Origin of the sequence: Gordonibacter pamelaeae, from assembly GCF_003340385.1 — a bacterium.
Classification (GTDB): Bacteria; Actinomycetota; Coriobacteriia; order Coriobacteriales; family Eggerthellaceae; genus Gordonibacter; species Gordonibacter pamelaeae.
This window is the reverse complement of the sequence record NZ_PPTS01000003.1, coordinates 422316-444541: the sequence shown is the minus strand read 5'-3', so window position 1 is coordinate 444541 and position 22226 is coordinate 422316. Positions and strand designations below refer to the sequence as shown.

Here is a 22226-nt window from a genome sequence, read left to right as displayed (position 1 = left end):
GAACCTTGCCGGAACCTTGCGCGCCCGCCGCGGGGACCTTGCACGTTTCCAGCGCGAATCCAGCGGAAACGCGGCAAGTCCGCACGCCCGGCCCCGATCACGCGTCCGCGCCCTCCAAGGCCTCCTCCAGGCGCTCCAGCGCGGCGCGCACGGTCAGCAGGCGCACCTGGGCGCGATCGCCCGGGAACTCGTGCAGACGCGCCTCGGCGCCCTCCGCATCGGCCAGCCCGACCCATACCGTGCCCACCGGCTTGCCCGGCTCGGCGCCTCCCGGACCGGCGATGCCGGTGACGGACACCGCTATGTCGGCCCCCAGGTCGCGCCGCGCGCCCTGAGCCATGGCGCGGGCCGTTTCCGCGCTCACCGCGCCATGCCGCTCGAGCGTCTCGCGCGGCACGCCCAGAACCCCGTGCTTCACGTCGTTCACGTAGCTCACCACGCCGCCACGCACCGTTTCCGAGCTGCCCGGCACGCCGGTGAGCGCGGCGGCCACCAGGCCTCCGGTAAGGCTCTCGGCCGTGCCGAGCCGCACCCCGGCCCGCCGCGCGGACCCGAGCACCCGGCGCGCCAGGGCATCGAGGGCCTCGGGCTCGATGGAGGCCGCCTCGGCGCCCGTGAGCGGCCGGGGCTCCCCCGCCGCGTCCTCCGCAGGGGCCGTCCCCTCGGCCGTGGGGATGCTTCCGAGGCCGTCCGCCGCCGCGCCCTTGGGCTTGCGCCCGAACCCGATGAGATGGCGGGCCTTCGCGATGTAGTCCAGCATGGACACCACGGTCAGCACGAGCGCGATTATCATCACCCCCCAGCTCAGAAGCCACAGCCAGTCTGAGAGCGCCGCGTTCAAGCTGCCCACCATGTAGGAGTCCTTCACGCAGAAAAGCACGATGGCGGCCATCTGGAACACGGTCTTGAACTTGCCGTACCAGCTGGCCGCTATGACCACGCCCTCGCTGGCGGCCACCATGCGCACGCCCGACACGATGAACTCGCGCGCCAGGATGACGAGCGCGACCCAGCTGGGCAGCGACCCCAGCTCGATGAGCGCGAGCAGCGCCGCGGCCACGAGTATCTTGTCGGCCAGCGGGTCCATGAACTTGCCGAAGTCCGTGACCTCGCCGCGGCTGCGGGCCAGGTAGCCGTCGAGCCAGTCGGTGCACGATATGAGGATGAAGATGCCGGCCGCGATGAGGCTCTTCGCGTCGTCGGCCACCTGCGGCAGCCCCAGCCACTGCGGCCAAGGGCTGATGAGCACGACCACGAACACCGGCACGAGGCAGATGCGCGCGAGCGTGACGATGTTGGCGGGCGTCATGAGCTTGTCGGTCGACGTCGGCTTCGCCTGGTCGGTTGGGGCCATGGGCCTGGTCACGCACCTTCCATCTCGTAGAGCAGCGTGTCCCCGATCGTCACGCGCACGACCTGCCCCACCTCGCCGTCCTCGAGGTAGGTGACGCCGTCCACCTCGGGGGCCTGGCACATAGCGCGGCCGAACAGCTGCCCGTCCTCCTCGCGCCCTTCCACGAGCACGTCGAGCGTGCGTCCGATGCGCTCGGCCACGCGCGGCGCGCACACGGCGTCCGCCACGTCGCGCAGGCGCTGGGCCCGGTCGGCCTTCTCGTCCTCGTCCACCTGGCCCGGCAGGTCGAACGCGCGCGTTCCCTCCTCGCGCGAGTAGGGGAACACGCCCACGTAATCGAACCCGGCATCCTCCACGAAGGCGCACAGCTCCTCGAACTGGCCGTCCGTCTCGCCGGGGAAGCCCGCTATGAGCGTCGTACGCAGCGTGGCGTCCGGGATGCGGCGGCGCACGCGTGCGAGCAGCTCCTCGAATTCGCCGCGCGATCCCGTGCGGTTCATGGCCCGGAGGATGCCCGCGTCGACGTGCTGCAGCGGGATGTCGAAGTAGTCGCACACGTTGGGGTGCGCGGCCACGGCCTCCAGGTACTCGTCGGTCAAGCCCTCGGGCTGCAAATACATGACGCGGAACCACGTGCCGGGATGCTCCTCGGCCAGCGCACCCACGAGCGCGGCCAGCGTCGAGGGCTCCTCGAAGTCCGTGCCCCAGCGGCCCGTGTCCTGGGCGATGAGCACGATCTCGCGCACGCCGGCCGCCACCTTGGCGGCCACCTCGGCGCGCACGTCGTCGAGCGGGAAGCTGCGGTAGCGCCCGCGGATGTACGGGATGGTGCAGTACGAGCAGAAGCGGTCGCAGCCGTCCGATATCTTCACATAGGCCGACACGGGGCCGCGCTCGCCTGCCACGCCGCGCGCGGGCGCGCCCTCCGCCCCGGGCGACGCCTCGCCGATGACGTCGGCCAGCACGAGCACGATGTCGTCCTCGTGCGAGCACGGCACGAAGGCGCCTGCCTCGGTCAGCTCGGCCTCGAGGTCCTCGCCGTAGCGCGCCGGCATGCAGCCGGCCACGACGAGCGCAGCACCCCCGTCACGCACGTTCGGCAGGTCGGCCGCCTCGAAGATCGCCTCGAGGCTCTCCTCGGTGGCCGCCTGGATGAACGAGCACGTGTTCACCACGATGGCGTCGGCCGCCTCGGGGTCGTCCGTTAGCGCGTAGCCTGCCGCGGTCGCCCGGGCGCGCATGTGCTCGGTGTCCACCTCGTTCTTGGCGCATCCCAGCGTGACGAACGCCACGGACTTCCGGCCCTCGCCCCCGCGCGCCCTCTCGTTGCCCACCGCGCGGCCTAGCGGTAGTTGACGTACTGGAGCGGCTGGCCGTAGTCCTGGCCCTTCAGGAAGGCGATAACCTCCTGGAGCGTGTCGCGGGAGGTGCTCGACACGCGCAGCTTGTCGCCCTCGATCTGCACCTTCACCTTGAGCTTGGTGGCCTTGATGTCCTTGTTGATCTTGCCGGCCGTGTCCTTGTCGATGCCCTCGACGATGCTCGCCGTCTGGCGCACGCTCTGCCCGGCGGCCGGCTGCGCCTCGCCCCACTTCACGGAGCCCAAATCGATGCCGCGCTTCACGAGCTTCGAGGCGATGACGTCGATGACCTGCTTGGCCACGAACTCCGCCGGGGCGGCCACCGTGATGGCCTTGTTCGCCTTGTCGAGCGTGATCTCGGCGCCGGAGTCCTTCAGGTCGTAGCGTTGGGCAAGCTCCTTCTTCGCCTGCTGGAACGCGTTGTCGACCTCCTGCATGTCCACCGTGGACACGACGTCGAAGCTGCACTCTTTCGCCATGGGTGCTCCCTTCCTCATCGGCCCGCCAAGCGCGCGGGCCGCCTCGTTTTTCGTTTCCGACCAGCATACCCTATTTCGTCCCGCCCGCGCAGCGATTGCAGGCGAGTTCCACAGAGCGCGAAGGGAGCGGTTCTCTTCTTGCCGGCCGGCGAATTGCGAAGCGCGAAAAACATGCGGTTCTCTCTTCTTCATCAGCCGGCCGAAGGCGTGAGAATAAAGACGGCCGCCCCGGCGCACGCGGTCAACCTTGGAGGTTGGTCGAATGCGCCGGGGCGGCCGCCATCGGGCGAGCGTCCTCGGCCGGCTGGATTGGAGAGGCCGGCAAGCTGGTTTGCGGTTGGCCGGGAGGCTAGGCGGCCGGCGTGTCCGTGCCGTCCGTCGCGCCGGTGCCGGATGCGCCCGTTCCCGTCGTGCCGTTTGTTCCCGTCGTGCCGGCGGTCGGGTGGTCGGCCTTCCACTGCTCGAGGATGGCCGGGAAGTCCACGCTGAACGAGTTGATGCCGGTGCTCTCGTCGCCCGTCGGCTCGAGCTTCGTCCCGTCAACGGTGACGGTCACGCCGCCAGGATTCGAGGTGACGATCTTGAACGTGCCGGTGACGTCGAACTCCTTCTTGGCAGGCCCGTCGACGGTGCCGCCCGAGGTGATGCTTCCGTCCTCGTAGATATCCATGTACACCGACTGCCCCGACGCCACCTCGTAGACGACCTTGGCGCTCGTGGGCGCCACCGGCGCAGGCGGTGCGACGGGTTCCTGGGAGCCCTCGTCGCCCTCGCCCTGGGTGGTGTCGTCGATGCCCGTCACGGGCACGGCCGGCAGGTCCTCCTCGCCGCCGCCCTTGCCCCCGAACGCGAACACGAGCACGACGATCAGCACCACGAGGATGACCGCGCCCGCGATGACGAACGGCAGCTTCGACTGCACGCCGCTCGGAGCCTTGGGGCCTGCGTAGAAGTTCGTGTAGTGGCCGTTCGGCAGCGCCGAGTGGCGGCTCGTGTGCGTGCGGTCCTCCGAGTACAGGCGCGCCCCGGTTGCCGGGGCCGCCCCGCGGCCGCAGTCGGGGCGCGTGTAGGAGGTGCGGTCGTCGTAGAGCGTGCGCCCGAACGCGTTCTGGCGCGGCACGCGCTCCTCGGGCTCCTCGTGCGGTGCCGGGCGCGCGGCCCCGGAGCGCTTCGTGCGCGACGTGCCGCCCATGTCGAAGCCGCTCGGACGCACGTCCGAGCGGGCGCGGCCCACCTGGTAGGCGTAGGCCTCGTCCAGGTACATGCGGGTGATCTCGGTGGGGTTCAGCCCCAGGAGGCGCGCGTAGGCGTTCACCATGTTGCGTGTGTAGCCGCGCGGGGGCATGCGCGCGAAGTCGTCCTCCTCGATGGAGCGCAGGATGTCGGGCCTGATGCGCAGGCGCCGGGCCGCCGTGGACAGATCAAGGCCCTTCCGTTCGCGGGCCTCCTGCAAAACCGTTCCGAATGTCATCTGTGCCACGTCGTCACTCCTCGCTTGAGTCCTGCGCCTCGAACGCCTTCAACGTCTCCAGCTCCATGGCGTCCACCAGGACCTCGCGGGGCTTGCTGCCGTTCGGCGGTCCCACGACGCCCTTTTCCTCGAGCATGTCCATTATACGCCCGGCGCGCGAATAGCCAACTTTCAGGCGCCGCTGTATGTTCGACGTCGAGCCGAGGCCGCTCGACACCACGATCTCGGCCGCCTCCCAGACGAGGGGGTCGTCAGACGTGCACGAGCCGCCGCTGCCGTCGGGCTGCGACGCGCCCAGCGTGATGAGGTTCGTCTGCAGGATCTCCGAGTGGTACTCGGGCTCGCCCTGCGCCTTGAGCAGCTCCACCACGGCGTTGATCTCGTCCTCGGACACGTAGCAGCCCTGGATGCGCTGGGGCTTGGCGTACTCGGGCTTCGACAGGAGCAGATCGCCCAGGCCGATGAGGCGCTCGGCGCCCGGCGTGTCCAGCACGACGCGGCTGTCGATGCCGCTGGCCACGTTGAACGCGATGCGGTTCGTGATGTTCGCCTTAATGAGGCCCGTGACCACGTTGGTGGACGGGCGCTGCGTGGCCACGATGAGGTGGATGCCGGCCGCGCGCGCGAGCTGCGCGATGCGGCTGATGGAGAACTCCACCTCCTTGCCCACGTTCATCATGAGGTCGGCCAGCTCGTCGATGATGATGACGATGTAGGGGAGCTCGTCGCCCAGCTCCGCGGCCGGCGGCTCCTTGCCCGCCTGCTCGGCCTGCTCGATGGTGGCCTGCTCGGCCTGCACCTTCGCGTTGTACTGGCCGATGTTGCGGGCGCCCACCTTCGAGAACACCTTCAAGCGCCGCTCCATCTCCGCCACGCCCCACGACAGCGCGCTCGCGGCCTCGCGGGCCTCGGTGACCACCGGCACGTAGAGGTGCGGGATGCCGTTGTAGGGCGTGAACTCCACGCGCTTGGGGTCGATCATGATGAAGCGCACCTCGGCGGGCGTGGCGCGCATGAGGATGGACATGATCATGGCGTTCACCGACACCGACTTGCCCGATCCCGTGGTGCCGCCGATGAGCAGGTGGGGCATCTTGGCTAGGTCCGACACGATGGAGCGTCCCTCCACGTCCTTGCCGATGGCCACCTGCAAGGGCCCGGCCGGGGCGTCTTTCAGCACGTCGCCCAGAAGCACCGTCTGGCGCGTGCGGTTCGGCACCTCGATGCCGACGTAGTTCGTGCCGGGGATGGGCGCGAAGATGCGCACGCCGGGCGCTGCCAGCGCGAGCGCGATGTCCTGCTCGAGCGCCGTGATGCGGCTCACGCGCACGCCGGCGGGCAGGTCCACCTTGAACAGCGTCACCGTGGGCCCGGCCACCCAGCCCACGACCTCGGCCATGATGGTGAAGCTCTCGAGCGTCTCCTGGAGGCAGGCCGCCGTCTCGGTGAGCTCGGCGTCGGTGGCCTTGTCCTTCTTGGCCGACGTGCTGGTGGCCAGGATGTCGAAGGGGGGCAGCTCGAAGCCATCCGCCGGGCGGGGGGTGGCGAGCGGCGTGGCCGCGGACGACGCCTTGGGAGAGGGGGCCTTCTTCTCGGCGTCGGCCGCGGCCCGCGCGCGGCCGAGCTTGCGCGTCAGGGGCTGCTCCACGGCGTCGGGCGCATCGAAGGGTGCGCGCCGCCCGCCGATGACCTGGGTGTCGAGCGAGGACGAGGCGCGCTTCGGCTTGCCCTTCGCCTCGTCGCCGGATGCGGCGTCCCCGCCCCGGCGTCCTTTCTTAGCGCGGGGCAGCACGCTCGTGGGCGCAGCGCCCTCCCCGGCCGTGAGCGGAACGAAGCCGCCCGCCTCCCCGGCCTTCTTCACGCGGGCGTAGGCCGGGGCCCCCAGCACCTCCGCGCCGTCCTCGGCCTCGGCGCGCTTGTCCTGCACGCGCTCGATGAGCTTCGAGAGCGAGAACCCGATGACCACGAATCCGGCCGCCATGACGCCGAACATGATGATGCACGATATGACCTGGCCGAACAGCGTGAAGCCGACCCAGGCGACGCCGGCGCCCACGTAGCCGCCGCGCGCGGAGAGCTGGGCGGGCTCGAAGAGCGCCGCCGGCGCGCCCTCCTCGCCGGGCGCAAGGGGCGTGAACAGCGCCAGCAGCACGAGCACGGCGACCAGTATCATGACGAGGCCCACCGACACGCGCGCCGGCACGCGCTCGCGATCGAAACGGACGAGGAAGCTCGCGCCGATGACGAGCAGGAAGAACGGCAGCAGGTAGGCGCCCAGGCCGAGCGTCAGGTGCAGCGCCGTCGACACGAACGACGTGACCACGGCGCTCGTGGGCATGACGGCCGCCACGAACAGCACGACGGCCGCCACGGCGAACGCGACGCCCGTGATGTCGCGGCGCGTGCGCTCGTCGATGAGGTGCCCGTCTGCGGCGGGGGCTGCCTGGGCGGCCTTCCCACCCCCCTTGCGGGCGCTCTTCTCGGCGGGCGACGCCGCCTTGCCCTTCGGCTTGGCGGAGGAGGACGGTTTCGACTTGTTCGATGCGGGTGCTGACTGACGGGCCACGGCCCAGCTCCTTTTGCTGCGTTTAGGGTGCGTTTCTGGTTCGGTTGCGCGGCCGGAGAGCCGCATGCGCGCGGGCGCATGCGGCCATTATAGCCTAAATCTCGAGCAAGTTCACGATGGCCATGGGGCGCTGCTTCGTGCGCTCCCACAGAAGCGAGAGCAGCGCGTCGCGCGCGGCCTTCTTGAGCTCCTTCTGGCCGCCGCCCTTGCCCAGCTGGCGCTTGAGCGCGTTCTTCACCGTCGAGCGCGCCTCGCGCACGAGGTAGTCGTCGTCGCCGCCCGTGATGCCGTGCATTTCCACCTGCACCTCGCCCACCACGTCCTTGCGCTTGGACGAGATGGCGGCTGCCACCGAGGCGAAGCCCTGCGAGCCGAGCGCGTTGCGCTCGTCGAGCACGTCCTGCGACGTGTCGCCCACCGACAGGCCGTCCACGAACACGATGCCGCTCTGCACGGTCTCGCCGCGCTTCACTCCCCTGCTCGAAAGCTCCAGGCCCTCGCCGTTCTCGCAGATGAACACGTTCTCGGCCGGGACGCCGGTCGCCTCGGCCAGCTTGGCGTGGGCGCGCAGGTGCGTGGCCTCGCCGTGCACGGGCATGAACGCGTTCGGCTGCACGATGGACAGCACCAGCTTCAGCTCCTCGGCGCCGGCGTGGCCGGAGACGTGCACCATGGCGCGCTTCTTGTCGTAGACGTCGGCGCCGATCTTCGCCAGCGAGTTGATGACGCGTGTGACGGCCTTCTCGTTGCCGGGCACGGGCGTGGCCGAGATGATGACGGTGTCGCCCTGCTCCAGGTCGATGGTCTTGTGCTCGCCGTTGGCGATGCGGGCCAGCGCCGAGAGCGGCTCGCCCTGGCTGCCGGTGCACATGATGACCACCTGCTCGGGCGGGATGCCCTTCAGGTCGTAGGCGTCCACGATGTCCTCGTCGGGGATGTTCAGGTAGCCCAGGCGCCGCGCGATGTCGGTGTTCTGGATCATGGAGCGGCCCGTGACCACGACCTTGCGGCCGTTGTCGCGCGCGGCATCACAGATCTGCTGCATGCGGTGGATGTGGCTGGCGAACGAGGCGATGATCACGCGGCCGCGCGCCTGCGAGATGATCTTGCGCAGCTCCTTGCCCACCTCCGCCTCGGAAGGCGTGAAGTTGGGGTTCTGGGCGTTCGTGGAGTCGCTCATCATGAGGTCCACGCCCGTCTTGGAGAACTTGGCGAGCGCGCCGAAGTCGGTGGTCACGCCGTCGATGGGCGTCTGGTCCAGCTTGAAGTCGCCCGTGTGCAGCACGTTTCCGGCCGGGCTCTGGAAGAACACGCCCACCGCGCCCGGGATGGAATGGTTCACGGCGAAGAACTCGGCCGTGAAGCAGCCGAGCTTCACCTGGTCGCCCGGCTTGATCTCGATGAGCTTCGCGTTCTTGATCTTATGCTCGGCGAACTTGCCCTCGATGAGGCCGAGGGTCATCTTCGTGCCGTAGATGGGGATCTGGCGGTCAAGGTCCTTCATGAGGTACGGCAGCGTGCCGGTGTGGTCCTCGTGGCCGTGCGTGATGATGATGCCGCGCAGCTTGTCGGCGTTCTCCAGCACGTAGGTGTAGTCGGGCAGGATGAGGTCGATGCCCGGATGGTCGTCATCGGGGAACATGAGGCCCGCGTCGTCCAGGATCATGTCGCCCTTGCACTCGAACACGGTCATGTTCTTGCCGATGGCATCGAGCCCGCCGAGCGGGATGATCTTGAGCGTGGCGTTCGGGTCCTTCTTCGGCGAGCTGAAGTTGGCGCGGCGCGCGTTCTGCTGGCCGCCCTGCCGCTGCTGGCCCTGCCCCGCCTTCGAGAGCTGGGGACGGCGATGCTCGAGCTGCACGTGCTTGTAGGAGCGCGTCTTCTTCTCGTCGCCGCGCGCGGCGCCCTTGGCGCCGTTGCCGTTGCCCCCGCCGCGGCCGTTGCGGGACTGCTCCTGCGAACGGCGCTCGGAGCGCTGGTTGTTCTGCTGTTCCATAAATACCTTGTCTTTCCGGTCTTGCGCGATCGGGTGCGCATAGACGAAGAGCCGGGGGTCCCGGCTTCGCCTCGGCTCCGCTTCTGCCGCAGCCGCCCGAACGGACGGTCCTGCGGGCAGGGCGCTCCGATAGGGGCGCGCCCGCTCGTCGCGGTTTGTCTTGCAGCGCCGCCCTCGGGGCGACGCAACCTTGCGTTGTCAGTCTCGGACGCGCCTTACGCGTCCAGCACGCCGACTTCCCTCATGATGGCGGCCAAGCGCTCGGACTGCGCGGGGGTCGCGTCCACGAGCGGAAGGCGCACGCCTCCCACCGGGAAGCCCAAGAGCTTGAGCGCCTCTTTCACGAGAATGGGGTTCGACGTTTCGAACAGGCCCTTCATAAGCGGCATGAGCGCCTCGTTCGCGGCCGCGGCCGCTTCCCAGTCGCCCGCCGCGCACAAATCCACGATCTCCTTCATGCGCGCAGGAGCCACGTTGCCGATGGTGGAGATGACGCCGGCGCCGCCCAGGCGCATGATGTCGAACGTGGCGGCGTCGTCGCCCGAGTACACGGCGAAGCCTTCCGGCGCGCCCTCCACGATGGCCTTCACCTGGTCCAGCTTGCCCGACGCCTCCTTGACGGCCACGACGTTGGCGCACTCGCGCGCCAAGCGCAGCGTGGTTTCGGCCTCCATGTTCACCACGCAGCGGCCCGGGATGTTGTACAGGATGATGGGCAGCTCCACCGCGTTCGCGATGGTGCGGAAGTGCTGGTAGATACCCTCTTGCGGGGGCTTGTTGTAGTACGGCACCACGCACATGAAGCCGTCTACGCCAAGCTCCGCCACCTCGCGCGCGAAGTCCACCGTGTCGGCCGTGCAGTTGTCGCCCACGTTCGCGATGACGGGCACGCGGTCGCCCACGGCCTCCACCACGGCGCGGAAGAGCTCGATCTTCTGCGGATAGAACACGGTCGGACTCTCCCCCGTCGTGCCGTTGATGATGAGCGAGTCGCTGCCGCCGTCCACAAGACGCGCGGCGAGAGCCTGGACCTTGTCCACGTCGAGCTCGCGGTTCTCGTCGAACGGGGTGACCATGGCCGGGATCATGCGGCCGAAACGGGGCTCTTGCGACATGCTGACTCCTCATCTCACTGCACGGCGGCGGGCGGATGGCATCCGCCGCGCCGAACCTTGCCTATCGTACAAACGTTTATTATGCCATGTGCGGAAGCTCGCGCCGCGCTCATGCCATGAAGTTCTCCAAACCTACAATCAGGCCCGACCGCTCGCCCACGCTGCGGATGCCCAGCAGCACGCCCGGCATGTAGGACTCGCGGTCCCACGAGTCGTGGCGGATGGAGAGCGTCTGGCCGAGCGAGCCGAACACGACCTCCTGGCTGGCTACGTAGCCCATGGAGCGTATGGAGTGCACCGGCACGCCCTCCACGAGCGCGCCGCGCGCGCCCTCGGCGCCCTCGATCTCCGTTTCGCGCCCGGGGGCCTCGCTCGCGCGCCCGCCGCGCGCCGCGGAGATGATCTCGGCGGTGCGCACCGCGGTGCCCGAGGGGGCGTCCTTCTTGTTGCAGTGGTGGAACTCCATGACCTCGGCCTCCGGGAAGTAGGGCGCCGCGGCCTTCGCGAACTCCATCATGAGCACGGCGCCCGTGGTGAAGTTCGGCGCGTAGAACAGGCACGTGCCCGCAGGGGCGAGCGCGGCCAGCTCCTCGAGCACGGCGTTCGAGAGCCCGGTGGTGCCCACCACGCAGTCGACGCCCGCCGGCAGCGCCGCGCGCAGGTTGCCCGCCACGACGGAGGGCTGCGTGAAGTCCACGAGCACGTCGAACTCCGCGCCCTCGAGCGCCTCGGCCACGCTGGCGAACACGGGGAACGCCCCGCTTTGCCCGTGCGGGTCGATGCCGCAGGCCACCTCCATGTCCGGCGCGGCGCCCACCGCCTCCACGACGGTGGCGCCCATGCGGCCCGCGCACCCCGACACTGCTACTCTGATCATGCGATTCCTGCCTTTCGTTCACGGTTTGGAACATCCTACCACGCGAACCCGACCGAAAGGCGCATCGTTACCCCGGCGGCACCGTTTGGCGGACGGCAGGAGGGGCGAGGCGGGGGGATGGGAACGCCCCCCCCCGCCTCGCCCCCGGAGGAAAAAAGAGGCCGCATCGCTGCGGCCTCCTTGTCGTTGCTAGCCCTCGTGGCGGCGGCGCGGCGTGCGGCCGTTGCCACCGTTGCCATTGCCGCTGCGGTTGCTGCGGCCGGGGCGGTTGTCCCGCTCGCTGCGCTCGCCGCGGTCCTCGCGGCGCGGGCGGTCGCTGCGCTCGCGGCGCTCCCCACCGTTGCCCGCGCCCTCGGGCGCGTCCGGCTTGTCCAGGCGGTCGAGCGAGATCTTGCCCGTCTTCGGATCCACCTCGAGCACTTCCACCTTCACCACGTCGCCCAGCGCGAGCACGTCCTCCACGGAGGCCACGCGGCCGTTGGCCACGCGGGAGATGTGCAGCAGGCCGTCCTTGCCCGGCGTCAGCTTGACGAACGCGCCGAAGTCCTTGATGCCCACGACCTCGCCGTCGAACTGCTCGCCCACCTCGGGCTCCTTCACGATGCCCAGGATCATGGCCTTCGCGGCCTCGCCGGCCGGGCCCTCGATGGCGGCGATGTGGATGGTGCCGTCTTCCTCGATGTTGATCTGGGCGCCCGTCTCCTCCTGGATGCCGCGGACCACCTTGCCGCCGCTGCCGATGACGTCGCGGATCTTGTCCACCGGGATATGGATCGTCTCGATGCGCGGCGCGAACTCGGAAAGCTCCTCGCGCGGCGCCTCGATGGTCTCCAGCATGGCGTCCAGGATGTGGGCGCGGCCCTCGCTCGCCTGGGCGAGCGCGCGGGCCAGGATCTCGACGGACAGGCCGCGGGCCTTGTTGTCCATCTGCAGGGCGGTGATGCCCTTCTCCGTGCCGCACACCTTGAAGTCCATGTCGCCGAGGAAGTCCTCGATGCCCTGGATGTCGGAGAGGATGACCACGTCGTCGCCCTCCTTGATGAGGCCCATGGCGATGCCGGAGACCGGCGCCTTGATGGGCACGCCGGCATCCATGAGGGCCAGCGTGGAGCCGCAGGTGGAGGCCATGGACGAGGAGCCGTTGGACTCCAGGACCTCGCTCACCACGCGGATGGCGTAGGGGAACTCGTCCTCGTCCGGCAGCACCGGCATGAGCGCGCGCTCGGCGAGCGCACCGTGGCCGATCTCGCGGCGCTTCGGCGCGCCCATGCGGCCCGCCTCGCCCGTGCAGTACGGCGGGAAGTTGTACTGGTGCATGTAGCGCTTGCCCTCGGCGGGGTCGATGGTGTCGAGGCGCTGCCACTCGTTGAGCATGCCGAGCGTCACCACGGACAGTACCTGGGTCTGGCCGCGCTGGAACAGGCCCGAGCCGTGCACGCGGGGCAGGTAGCCGGGCTTGATGTAGAGCGGGCGGATCTCCTCGGGCGTGCGGCCGTCGGCGCGCTCGCCGGTGGCGATGACCATGGCGCGCATGGCCTTCTTCTCCAGCTTCTTCAGCTCGGCGGCGATGTCGCCCTTCCAGGCGGCGCGCTCCTCGTCGGAGAACTGCTCGGCCTTGATGCGCTCCTTGAGCTCCTCCACCTTGCCCATGCGCGACAGCTTGTCGGCGTCGTGCAGCGCGGCGGACATCTCGTCCATGAACGGGGCCACGCGCTCCGCGATGGCCGGGTCGGCCACGTGCACGGGCCACTCGACCGGCTGGATGTTCGCGCGGTCGAGGAAGCGCTGCTGCACCTCGCAGAACGCGGCGATGGCCTCCTGGCCGAACGCCATGGCGGCCAGCATGTCCTGCTCGGAGATCTCGTCGGCGCCCGCCTCCACCATGGAGATGTAGTCGGCCGTGCCGGCGATGGTGAGCTCCAGGTCGGAGTGCTCGGACTCCTCGAACGTCGGGTTCACGATGAACTCGCCCGTCTCGATGTCGCGGCCGATGCGCACGCAGGCGGCAGGGCCGTCGAAGGGGGCCGCGCCCAGCATGAGGGCGGCGCTCGCGCCCATGACGCAGATGGTGTCGGGCGGGTTCACGCTGTCCACCACGAGCGTCGTGCACACCACGTGCACCTCGCGCTTGAAGCCGTCCACGAAGCCGGGGCGGATGGGACGGTCCACCATGCGGGCCGTGAGCGTGCCCTTGTCCGACGGGCGCGCCTCGCGCTTCAGGTAGCCGCCCGGGATGCGGCCGACGGCGTACATCTTCTCGATGAAGTCGACCGTGAGCGGGAAGAAGTCGTAGTCCTTCTCCTGCCCGATGACCGCCGTGACCAGCACGGTGGTGTCGCCTTGCGTGACGACCACGGAACCGGTCGCCTGCTTGGCCAGCTCGCCCGTCTCCAAGCGGTACTGCTTCCCGTACAGCTCGAAGGATTCGACGATTTTCTCCATATGCACATTTCTTTCTCTTCGCCTTGGACGCCCTAGTGCGGCCAAGCTTCTTCGGCGCCGTCCGCTCCCTGCGGGCGGGCCGCGAGCAGAAGCGCCCTTGCGCTTCCGACCGCTCTATACAGAAGGAAGCTGAGCGCTTCCGGCTGTCCTTTCCCCGCCGTCCTCGAAGGACGGCGTCCCTCCGGCACGCGGAGGGCGGCGGGCGGCTCGTCCGGCAGGTCCCCGCCGCCACCTATGCGCGGGAGCCCGCGTGTGCGGGCTCCCGGTTCGTGCTAGATGTTGTCGCGGATGCCGAGCTTCTTGATAAGGGCACGGTATTCCTCGATGTCGCGGTTCTTGACGTACTTCAAGAGGCCGCGGCGCTTGCCGATGAGCATCATGAGGCCACGCTGCGTGTGCTTGTCCTTCTTGTGCACCTTCAGGTGCTCGGTGAGGTTGCGGATGCGCTCCGTGAGGATGGCGATCTGCACTTCGGGGCTGCCGGAATCGCCCTCGCCCTTGCCGAACTCCTTGATGAGCTCCGCGGTGCGCTCCTTCGTGATGCTGAGCTTGTCGGCCATGGTTCCACCTTTCCTTGGGCGCGCTCGCGCGCCGCCTCGTCATCGCCCCCGCCCGGCCTGGGCGGTTGCGCTCGTTGCGCTCCCCTCTGGGTGGGCATGCGGTGAGACATGCGGACCAAGCGAAGAGTGCCTGCGTTTTCGCAGCCTGCCTATTGTAGGCGATGCCGCAGGGGCGGGCAAGCGCCCGGGGCCTCACCCACAGGTTTCCCACATTGCGCGCGCCCGCGGTGCGCCCGCGGCGCTACCGCGCCAGGTCCAGCTCCATGAACACGTCGGCCTGCGGGTTGTCGTCGTAGCGGTCGAAGTCGCGGAAGCCGAGGCGCCGGTAGAGGCCGATGGCGTTCGCGGACGTGGAGATGGTGTCGAGGCGCATGGCGCGAAAGCCCCGGGAGCGTGCGAGGCCGATGGCCTGCTCGGCCAGGCGCCGGCCCCAGCCCTGGCCCTGCAGGCGCTCGTAGACGAACAGCGTCTTGAGCTCGCACACGTCCTCGGAAAGCGCCCGCACGCCCACGCAGCCGACCACCACCTCGGCGCCGTCCTCGACGAGGCACCAGAAGGCCTCGTAGGCCGCCTCGACGTCGAGCAGGTGCGCATGGCGTCCCTCCGGGTCGAACGTGCGCCCCGACTCGGGCAGGCAGCGCGCGAGGAAGGCGCGCAGGGGCGCGGCGAGATGGGGCTGGTAGGGTTCGATGGCGGGCATAGCGCTCCTCACTTCCCCACGCTCGGTCCCTGCGGGATCCACACGGTGAACGACGTGAGGCCCGCGTCGCTCGTGGCGTAGATGTCGCCGCCGTGGGCGCGCGCGATCTCGCGCGCGATGGCGAGCCCAAGCCCCGCGCCGCCCCCGTCCGAGCCGCGCGCGGCGTCGGCGCGGAAGAACTTCTCGAAGATGCGCTCGAGGTGCTCGGGCGACAGCTCGCGGCCGCGGTCGGTGACGGTGAGCTCCCACCACACGAACCCGTCCGGCGCGACGACGAGCCCCGTGCGCACGCGCACCTCGGTGCCCGCGTCGGCGTAGGCCACGGCGTTCTTCAGCACGTTGTTCAGCACGCGCGCCACCCGCCCCGCGTCGGCGAACACGGGCAGCTCGTCCGGCCCGTCGAAGACGAGCGAGAGGGAGCGCCCCTCGGCCAGCGGGTAGAACTCCTCGATCACCTGGCTCACGAACAGCGCGCCGTCGAAGCGCGAGCGCTCGATGGGGATGGTCTGCAGGTTGTAGCGCGTGATCTCGAAGAACTCGTCGAGCAGCTCCTCCAGGCGGTACGCCTTCGCCAGCGTGATGCCCGTGTAGCGCGCCCGCACGTCAACCGGCAAATCGGGCGATTCCTCTAGGAGCGTCAGGTAGCCGATGATGGACGTGAGCGGCGTCTTTATGTCGTGGGCCAGGTACACCACGAGCTCGTTCTTGCGCTCCTCGGCCGCCTTCGCCGCGCGCTCGCTGCGCTCGCCCTCGGCCTTGATGCCGTTCAAGAACAGCGCCGTGGGCGCGAGCTCGCTCGGCAGCACGACGGGGCCCTCGCTCTTGGCCAGCACATCGGTCACGGAGTCGAGCAGCAGGTCGAAGTAGCGCAGCGCCCGGTTGATGCCCGAGCGCACCACCAGCACGATTCCTACGATGAACCCCACGGCCACGCACACGAGGAACAGGTTCGCGATGGCCGTGTGCATCCAGTAGCTCTGGCCCACGAGGTTGTACGCGAGGTTCGACAGGCTCGATCCCAGCGTGTTCATGAAGCCGAGGAACAGCGCCAGGTACACGACGGCGAACACGACCACGTTCACCAGAGTGCGCCGCAGCACGCTGTTCGACAACCGTCTCGTCTGGTCCTGCTTCGCCTGGCTGAATCCGCTCGCGTCCATCGCGCGTCCCTTCCCTCTCATCCGCCGCACCCGCCGCCGGCCGTCCAGGCGGCGTCGTCGCCGTTATCCCAGCTTGTAGCCCACGCCCCACACCGTCTCGACGAACTCCTGGGAGGAGTCGATGGCGGCCAGCTTCTTGCGCAAGTGGCGTATGTGCACCATGACCGTGTTGTTGGACTGGGCGTTCGCCTCCTCGCCCCACACGGCCTCGAACAAATCGCGCGACGCCACCGGACGGCCGGCCGCGCGCAGCAGGCACGCGAGGATGGCGAACTCCTTGGGCGTGAGCGCGAGCGGCTCGCCGTGGAGCGTGGCCGCGTACGCCTCCTCGTCCAGCGCCACGCCGCGCGCCTCGAGCAGCTGGGCGCCGGTCGCACGGCCGCCCTCTGCCGGCGGCGCGCTGCGGCGCAGGCGGGCGCGCACGCGGGCCACGAGCTCGCGCGGCTTGAAGGGCTTGACCACGTAATCGTCCGCCCCCAGCTCGAAGCCCACCACCTTGTCGATCTCCTCGTCCTTGGCGGTGAGGAAGATGATGGGCACCGAGCTCGTGCGCCGAAGCTCGCGGCAGCAGGCGAACCCGTCCATGCCCGGCATCATGATGTCCAGGACGACGAGGTCGAACGCCTCGCGCCCGGCCGCGGCCACGAGGTCGGCGCCCGCGTAGAACGTGCGCGCCTCGAAGCCGCCCTGGGCGAGCAGCTGGGCCACCAGATCGGCGATGGCCGCCTCGTCGTCGCACACCGCTATGAGCTTCTTCTCCGCCACGCCCCGCTCCTCGCCGTCCCGCGCCCTCCCGGGCGCCGGGCCGCCGCGCGGCCCTCGCTTCTCCTTGCGGCCATTGTATCGCCCCGCCCCCGCCCACGGCGCAAGGAGAGGCATTATTAAGGAAAACATAAGGGATCCGTAGACGGTTCTCAAGGGACGCGGGGGCGTTGCTTGGGGATACTGGGAGGGAGGAACCGAGGAAAGGAAGCGCCCATGACGTACACGAACTCGTACCGCACGGCGCATCGGCGGCCGGCGGGCCGCGCGGTGCGCGCCTCCGCCACCGCGCCGATGCCGCCCGTGGGGCGCAAGGGCGCGCACGCTTACTCGCGCACCTCCTACCGCGCACCGGCCCCCTCCGCGGCGCGCAGGCGCCGCTCCCTCGCGGTGCGCGCGGCGCTGGCCGTCGCGCTCGCGGCCGCGCTCGCCGGGGCGGGCTGGTACGCCGTCGGCACGCTCTCGGCCCTCGCGGGCGGCGGGACGGCCGCCGGCGCGGGCGCCCCGGACGCCCCGCAGAGCACGCCCCGCAGCGCCTGGCGCGCAGGCGAGGTCCCCGCGCTCTACCAGCGCGACCCCGCCTGGTCGCAGGCCCTCTACGGCGGAGACGCGTTCGGGGTGACCGGCTGCGGCCCCACGTGCCTGGCCATGGCGTACGTGGCGCTCACGGGCAGAAGCGACCTCTCCCCTGCCGACGCCGGCGCATTGTCCGAGCGGATGGGATGCGCCTCCTCGGACGGCACGGCCTGGGCCTTCATGACCGAAGGCGCCGCCCAGCTGGGGCTTTCCGCCGAGGAGCTGCCCGCCGACGAGCTGTCGGTGCGCCGCGCTCTCGTGGCGGGGCGGCCCGTGATCTGCAGCATGGGACCCGGCGACTTCACCAGCACGGGCCACTTCATCGTGCTCGCGGGGATCGACGAGCACGGCCGCCTTGAGATACGCGACCCGAACAGCCCCGAGCGCACGGCCAAGACCTGGGACTTCGACACGGTGCTGCGTCAGTGCCGCAACCTCTGGGCCTACTCGGCCGCCTGAGCGGAGCGCAGCGCGCGCACGAGCTGGTCGGCGCACGACGTGGACCGGCGGCCGCAGGTGTTGCCCTCCAGCAGGGCCGCCACGTCGTCCACCGCCATGCCGCGGACGAGCTTCGAGACGGCCTTGAGGTTGCCGTCGCAGCCGCCGGCGAACTCCACGTGGGACACGCGGTCGCCGTCCAGCTCCACGCTGATGGCACGCGAGCAGACGCCGCGCGGGGTGTAGGTATGCATGGTTCCTTCTCCTTCTTCGCAGGCCGCCGCCTTGCAGGTGCGCGCCCCGGCGGCGGCCGTGCCGGGTAACGCGTTCGCGGTTCAGAACAGGCCGCAGGTGAACAGGAAGTTAAGCGACTTCAGGTTCGCACCCACGTGCTCGTGCGCCCACTGCTGGCAGAAGCGCAGCACGGCGAACGATGCGGACGGGGGGACGTCGAGCTCTGCGATCTCGGCGAACGTCGACCCCATGAGCGCCCTGCACCAGGCCACGGCCGCGGCCGGCACGCCCTGGGCCTCCACGGACGGGCGGCAGGCGGGGCACACGACGCCGCCCTCGCAGAAGGACAGGGGCACCACCGTCCCCGCATCCGCACCGCCTGGCACGTCGGCCCCGCACACGGCGCACGACGACAGGCTCGGCCGCAGCCCCGAGAATGCGAGCGCCTTCAGCAGGTGCGCCGCGCACACGGCGGGGGCCTGCGGCGCCAAGGCACCGTCGAGCGCGTCGAGCGCCGCCTCGGTGAGCGCGAACAGGCGGGGGTTCGCAAGCCCCTCCTGGGTCACGCGGTCCAAGAGCTCGGCCATGGGCGCGGCGCAGGCCGCATGCTCCAGGTCGCGGCGCAGGCGCTCGTGGGAGGAGGCGATGCGCGCCTCCTTCACGATGTCGAGGCTGCGGCCCTCCGAGCACAGCAGGTCGACCGAGGAGTACAGCTCCAGCCGCGCGGCGAACGGGCTCGAGGGCTTGCGGGCTCCCTTCGCCACGGCGCGGACCTGCGAGCCGTCCTGGGCGAGCAGGGTGACGATGAGGTCGCTCTCCCCCAGCTTCGTCTTGCGCAGCACGATGGCGCGCGCCGTGTACGTCGCGCTGGCCATCGTGCCTAGGAGATGCTCACGACGTTGTCGCTGTCGTCCCAGACGATGGTGCCGCTCTTCTGCTTGGCCGAGCCGCGCACCGTCTCGCCGTCAAGCGTGGTCACGGCCGCCGCCGTCACGGTGAACGACGTCTGGTTGTAACCGGTGTACTTCACGTCGTCGACCGAGACGATCTCGTAGGTCGTGCCGCCCAGGGAGATCGTGCCGATGCTGGAAAGGTAGTCCTTCGCTGCCGGCACGAGCACGCTCGCACGCGACATGGCCACGTTCACCGTGACGGAGGAGCCCGATGCCAGCTTCTCGCCCGCGGCGGGGCTCGTGCCCACCACCGTGCCCTCGGGCACGTCCTCGGTGTAGTAGTACGCCACCTCGGGCACGTAGGAGGCCTCCTGCAGGGCGGCCTTCGCGGCATCGAGCGGCTGGTTGGCCACGTCAGGCACCGTGAAAGGCACGGCCACCGTCACGGTGATGTCCGTGGAGGCCTTCGCCTTCTCGCCAGCCTCCGGGGTCACCGACAACACCGTTCCCTCGGCCGTGTCGGACTTCTCCTCGGCGAACGTCACGCGCGCGAAGTCCTCGGCCTCGAGCAGCTTCGCCGCCTCGTCGCGCGTCTTGCCCACCACGCCGGGGACGATGCGCGGCACGGCCACGTGGATGACCACCTCGGAGCCCTCCTCGGCGCGCCCGCCGGACCCGGGATCGGTGAGCAGCACGAGGCCCTCCGTCTCGTCGGACTTGACCTGCGTGGCGCGGACGGTGAAGCCCTTGCCCTCCAGCTGGTAGGTGGCATCGGCCTGCGTCATGCCCGCCACGTCGGGGACCACCTTGCCGCCCCAGAGCTCCATCTGGTACGTGATGCCCGCCGCGGCGGCGGCCGCGGCCACCAGCAGCACGATCACGATGGCGACCACACGGCCACGGCCGTGCTTCTTCTCGCGCGGGTCGGGCGCGCGAAACTCCTTCTGCTTCGGCGCGGCCTTGCCCTCGACGCGGGGCATCTCCATGGTGTCGCCCGAGCGCCATGCGGCCGCGGGCGGCGTGTAGCCGGAATCCACCAGGCATTCGTCCAGGCCCGAGAGATCCGCCGTGACTGCGGCGCTCGGCGCGGCCGCCTGCCGGCCCTTGCCCGCCGCGGGAGCGTCGTCGATGTCGCCGAAGTCGAACTCGTTGCCGTCCTCGTCCACGTCGACGCCCGCCACCCCGATGACCGGCAGCTTCGCCGGGTCGAGAGGGCCCGAGCCCTGCGGGCGGGCAGTGGGGGCGGCAGAGGGCTCGAAGCTGTTGCCGGTGAGCGCTTGGGCGTCGGCAGCGGCAGCGGGGTCTGCGGGGTCGCCGGCCTCGGCGGCTTCCTCCGTCGTAGACGCATCCTCCGCGGGCGCCCCGCCCCTTACCCCTTCGGCCACCGCGGCATCGTCCGGGGGCGCGGCGGCCCCCTCGGCGGCGATCGAGCGCAGCGTGTCGTCGCTCGTGGACGCGGCGGCAACGGCCGCCATGCGCCCGGTCAGCGGAAACCCGCACTCGTTGCAGAATTTCGCGCCCTCTTTGTTCTCTGATCGGCAGTTCGGACAGATCATGCTCATGCGTCTCCCTCGCGAAGTCAACTCCGCTGCGTATTGTAACGGAAAATCAGCGGGCGCGGCAGGGTATCCGGGCGATAGCCGGTTTCGCGACAATACCTGCAAGAGGACGCCGTGACGGGCGGCGATGCCCGGCGCACGCCGAAGCCGCAGGCGGCTTCCAGCGGGGGCGGCCGCCCCCTACGCGCCCTCGCCGTAGCCGAAGCGGCGGATCTGGCTCGCGTCGCGGCGCCAGTTCTTCTTCACCTTCACAGAGAGATCCAGATACACCCGCGTGCCCAGCAGTTGCTCCAGGTCGGCGCGGGCCTCGGTGCCGATCTGCTTGATGGCGGCGCCCTTCTTCCCGATGATGATGCCCTTCTGGCTGTCGCGCTCCACGTAGACGGTGGCGAAGATGCGGTGGAGGTCCTTCTTCTTGTCGTACTCCATCTCGTCGACGCGCACACCGATGGCATGGGGCACCTCGTCGTGGAACGAGCGCAGGATCTTCTCGCGGATGAACTCGGCCACCACCACCTCGATGGGCTGGTCGGTCTCCATGTCGGCCGGGAACCATGCGGGGCCCTCCGGCAGCAGGTACACGACCTCCTCCACGAAGGCGTCCACGTTCTTGCCGGTGGCCGACGACAGGCCCACCATGGCGTCCCACGCGCCCAGGGCCTCGGCGGCCTCGCGCTGGGCGGAGATCTGCTTCTCCGTTGCCAGGTCCAGCTTCGACAGCACGCAGATCTTCTTCGAGCGCACGCGGGAGAGCTGCTCGGCAACCCACTCGTCGCCGCGGCCGATGGGCTGCGAGGCGTCGATGAGCATGGCCACCACGTCCACGTCCTCGAGCGCCTTGAGCGCCGAGGTGTTCAGCTCCTCGCCCAGCGCGTCGTGGGGCTTGTGCAGGCCCGGCGTGTCCACCAAGATGAGCTGGAAGTCCTCGCGCGTGAGCACGGCGCGGAAGCGGTGCCGCGTGGTCTGCGCCGTGTCGGACGTGATGGCTATCTTCTTGCCCATGATGGCGTTGATGAGCGTGGACTTGCCGGCGTTCGGCCTGCCCACGAGCGTGACGAAGCCGGACTTGAAGCCTTCTGCGTGCGGTTGGAAATCCATAGCGTGCATCCTTATGATCGACATTCGGGACAACCCCCCGGTCGTCCGTTCCAGCAAGGGGAAAGCAGGCGCGCGCTAGCCGAAGAAGAGCGCCCATGCGCGCGGGCCGAACACCACGGCGGCCACGACCAGGGCCACGATGGCGAACACGAGCACGGCGCCCGCCCCGCAGTCCTTCGCCCGGCGGGCCAGCTCGTGGTACTCGGGCGACACGAGGTCCACCACGCTCTCGATGGCCGTGTTCACGCACTCGGCCGCGAACACCGCGGCGATGCAGAGGATCACGGCGGCCCAGGAGGCCCCGTCGATGCGCAGCACGAATCCCAGCGCCACGGCCAGCACGGCGATGCCCAGATGTATCTTCATGTTGCGCTGCGTGCGCACGGCGTAGACGATGCCGTCCCATGCGCACCTGAACGCGCAGACGAGCGAGAAGCGCGAGCGCGCGCCCTTGTCGGCGTCGTTGCGCACGAAGCCCTCGCCGCAGCAGGGGGGCTCGTTGCGCGCGCCGCTCCCGCCCCTGTCGGGAACGTCCACGAGATCGTCCTCCACCGCCGTTTCCGCAGCCACGCCGCCTCCCCGCCT

General features: G+C 69.9%; 19 protein-coding genes. 1 reads left to right on the top strand and 18 read right to left on the bottom strand.

What is annotated here, in order from left to right:
* Positions 1–97: 97 nt before the first annotated feature.
* From pgsA to C1877_RS06940, 13 genes are all read right to left on the bottom strand, one after another.
* Complete coding sequence (gene pgsA / locus C1877_RS07000) at positions 98–1354, bottom strand: CDP-diacylglycerol--glycerol-3-phosphate 3-phosphatidyltransferase (RefSeq protein WP_114568779.1); 1257 nt, start codon at positions 1352–1354, stop codon at positions 98–100.
* Between the two features lie 8 nt (positions 1355–1362).
* Positions 1363–2688: a 30S ribosomal protein S12 methylthiotransferase RimO gene (gene rimO, locus C1877_RS06995; RefSeq protein ID WP_114568778.1), complete on the bottom strand. Its 1326-nt coding sequence runs from the start codon at positions 2686–2688 to the stop codon at positions 1363–1365.
* 8 nt (positions 2689–2696) lie between these two features.
* Positions 2697–3194, bottom strand: a complete 498-nt coding sequence (locus tag C1877_RS06990; RefSeq protein ID WP_015538753.1) for a YajQ family cyclic di-GMP-binding protein — start codon at positions 3192–3194, stop codon at positions 2697–2699.
* A gap of 349 nt (positions 3195–3543) precedes the next feature.
* Positions 3544–4665, bottom strand: coding sequence for a helix-turn-helix domain-containing protein (locus tag C1877_RS06985; RefSeq protein WP_114568777.1), 1122 nt, complete (start codon positions 4663–4665; stop codon positions 3544–3546).
* A 13-nt stretch (positions 4666–4678) separates the two neighbouring features.
* Positions 4679–7231 carry an FtsK/SpoIIIE family DNA translocase gene (locus C1877_RS06980; RefSeq protein WP_114568776.1) on the bottom strand — a complete coding sequence of 851 codons (2553 nt, stop codon included), beginning with the start codon at positions 7229–7231 and terminating at the stop codon, positions 4679–4681.
* Positions 7232–7325: 94 nt separating this feature from the next.
* The gene (locus C1877_RS06975) at positions 7326–9227 is read right to left on the bottom strand and encodes a ribonuclease J (RefSeq protein WP_114568775.1); all 1902 of its coding nucleotides are present in this window, start codon (positions 9225–9227) and stop codon (positions 7326–7328) included.
* A 215-nt stretch (positions 9228–9442) separates the two neighbouring features.
* Positions 9443–10342 carry a 4-hydroxy-tetrahydrodipicolinate synthase gene (dapA, locus tag C1877_RS06970; RefSeq protein WP_015538751.1) on the bottom strand — a complete coding sequence of 300 codons (900 nt, stop codon included), beginning with the start codon at positions 10340–10342 and terminating at the stop codon, positions 9443–9445.
* 109 nt (positions 10343–10451) lie between these two features.
* A complete protein-coding gene (gene dapB / locus C1877_RS06965) occupies positions 10452–11219 on the bottom strand; it encodes a 4-hydroxy-tetrahydrodipicolinate reductase (protein ID WP_114568774.1) in 768 nt (255 codons plus the stop codon).
* Between the two features lie 189 nt (positions 11220–11408).
* Positions 11409–13661, bottom strand: coding sequence for a polyribonucleotide nucleotidyltransferase (gene pnp / locus C1877_RS06960; RefSeq protein WP_114568773.1), 2253 nt, complete (start codon positions 13659–13661; stop codon positions 11409–11411).
* A gap of 272 nt (positions 13662–13933) precedes the next feature.
* Positions 13934–14221: a 30S ribosomal protein S15 gene (rpsO, locus tag C1877_RS06955; protein WP_015538750.1), complete on the bottom strand. Its 288-nt coding sequence runs from the start codon at positions 14219–14221 to the stop codon at positions 13934–13936.
* A 241-nt stretch (positions 14222–14462) separates the two neighbouring features.
* Positions 14463–14921 carry a GNAT family N-acetyltransferase gene (locus C1877_RS06950; protein WP_015538749.1) on the bottom strand — a complete coding sequence of 153 codons (459 nt, stop codon included), beginning with the start codon at positions 14919–14921 and terminating at the stop codon, positions 14463–14465.
* A gap of 8 nt (positions 14922–14929) precedes the next feature.
* A complete protein-coding gene (locus C1877_RS06945) occupies positions 14930–16081 on the bottom strand; it encodes a sensor histidine kinase (RefSeq protein WP_114568772.1) in 1152 nt (383 codons plus the stop codon).
* Positions 16082–16144: 63 nt separating this feature from the next.
* A complete protein-coding gene (locus tag C1877_RS06940) occupies positions 16145–16846 on the bottom strand; it encodes a response regulator transcription factor (protein ID WP_227155802.1) in 702 nt (233 codons plus the stop codon).
* A 213-nt stretch (positions 16847–17059) separates the two neighbouring features.
* Between C1877_RS06940 and C1877_RS06935 the strand changes: the two genes are divergently transcribed.
* Positions 17060–17878 (top strand): C39 family peptidase, encoded by an 819-nt coding sequence (locus C1877_RS06935; protein ID WP_227155804.1) that lies wholly within the window; start codon positions 17060–17062, stop codon positions 17876–17878.
* On the opposite strand, the gene C1877_RS06930 is transcribed toward C1877_RS06935, so the two are convergent.
* The 5 genes from C1877_RS06930 to C1877_RS06910 all read right to left on the bottom strand — a co-directional run bounded on the left by C1877_RS06930 (position 17863) and on the right by C1877_RS06910 (position 22211).
* The gene (locus C1877_RS06930) at positions 17863–18111 is read right to left on the bottom strand and encodes a TIGR03905 family TSCPD domain-containing protein (protein WP_015538748.1); all 249 of its coding nucleotides are present in this window, start codon (positions 18109–18111) and stop codon (positions 17863–17865) included. The two genes, C1877_RS06935 and C1877_RS06930, sit on opposite strands and share 16 nt — an antisense overlap.
* A gap of 81 nt (positions 18112–18192) precedes the next feature.
* On the bottom strand, positions 18193–18966 hold the full coding sequence (gene recO, locus C1877_RS06925) for a DNA repair protein RecO (protein WP_114568770.1): 774 nt from the start codon (positions 18964–18966) through the stop codon (positions 18193–18195).
* 5 nt (positions 18967–18971) lie between these two features.
* Positions 18972–20546, bottom strand: a complete 1575-nt coding sequence (locus tag C1877_RS06920) for a PASTA domain-containing protein (RefSeq protein ID WP_244909811.1) — start codon at positions 20544–20546, stop codon at positions 18972–18974.
* A gap of 177 nt (positions 20547–20723) precedes the next feature.
* Entirely contained in the window at positions 20724–21641 is a 918-nt protein-coding gene (gene era, locus C1877_RS06915) for a GTPase Era (protein ID WP_015538747.1), read from the bottom strand.
* A gap of 75 nt (positions 21642–21716) precedes the next feature.
* Positions 21717–22211, bottom strand: a complete 495-nt coding sequence (locus tag C1877_RS06910) for a diacylglycerol kinase family protein (protein ID WP_244909810.1) — start codon at positions 22209–22211, stop codon at positions 21717–21719.
* Positions 22212–22226 lie beyond the last annotated feature (15 nt).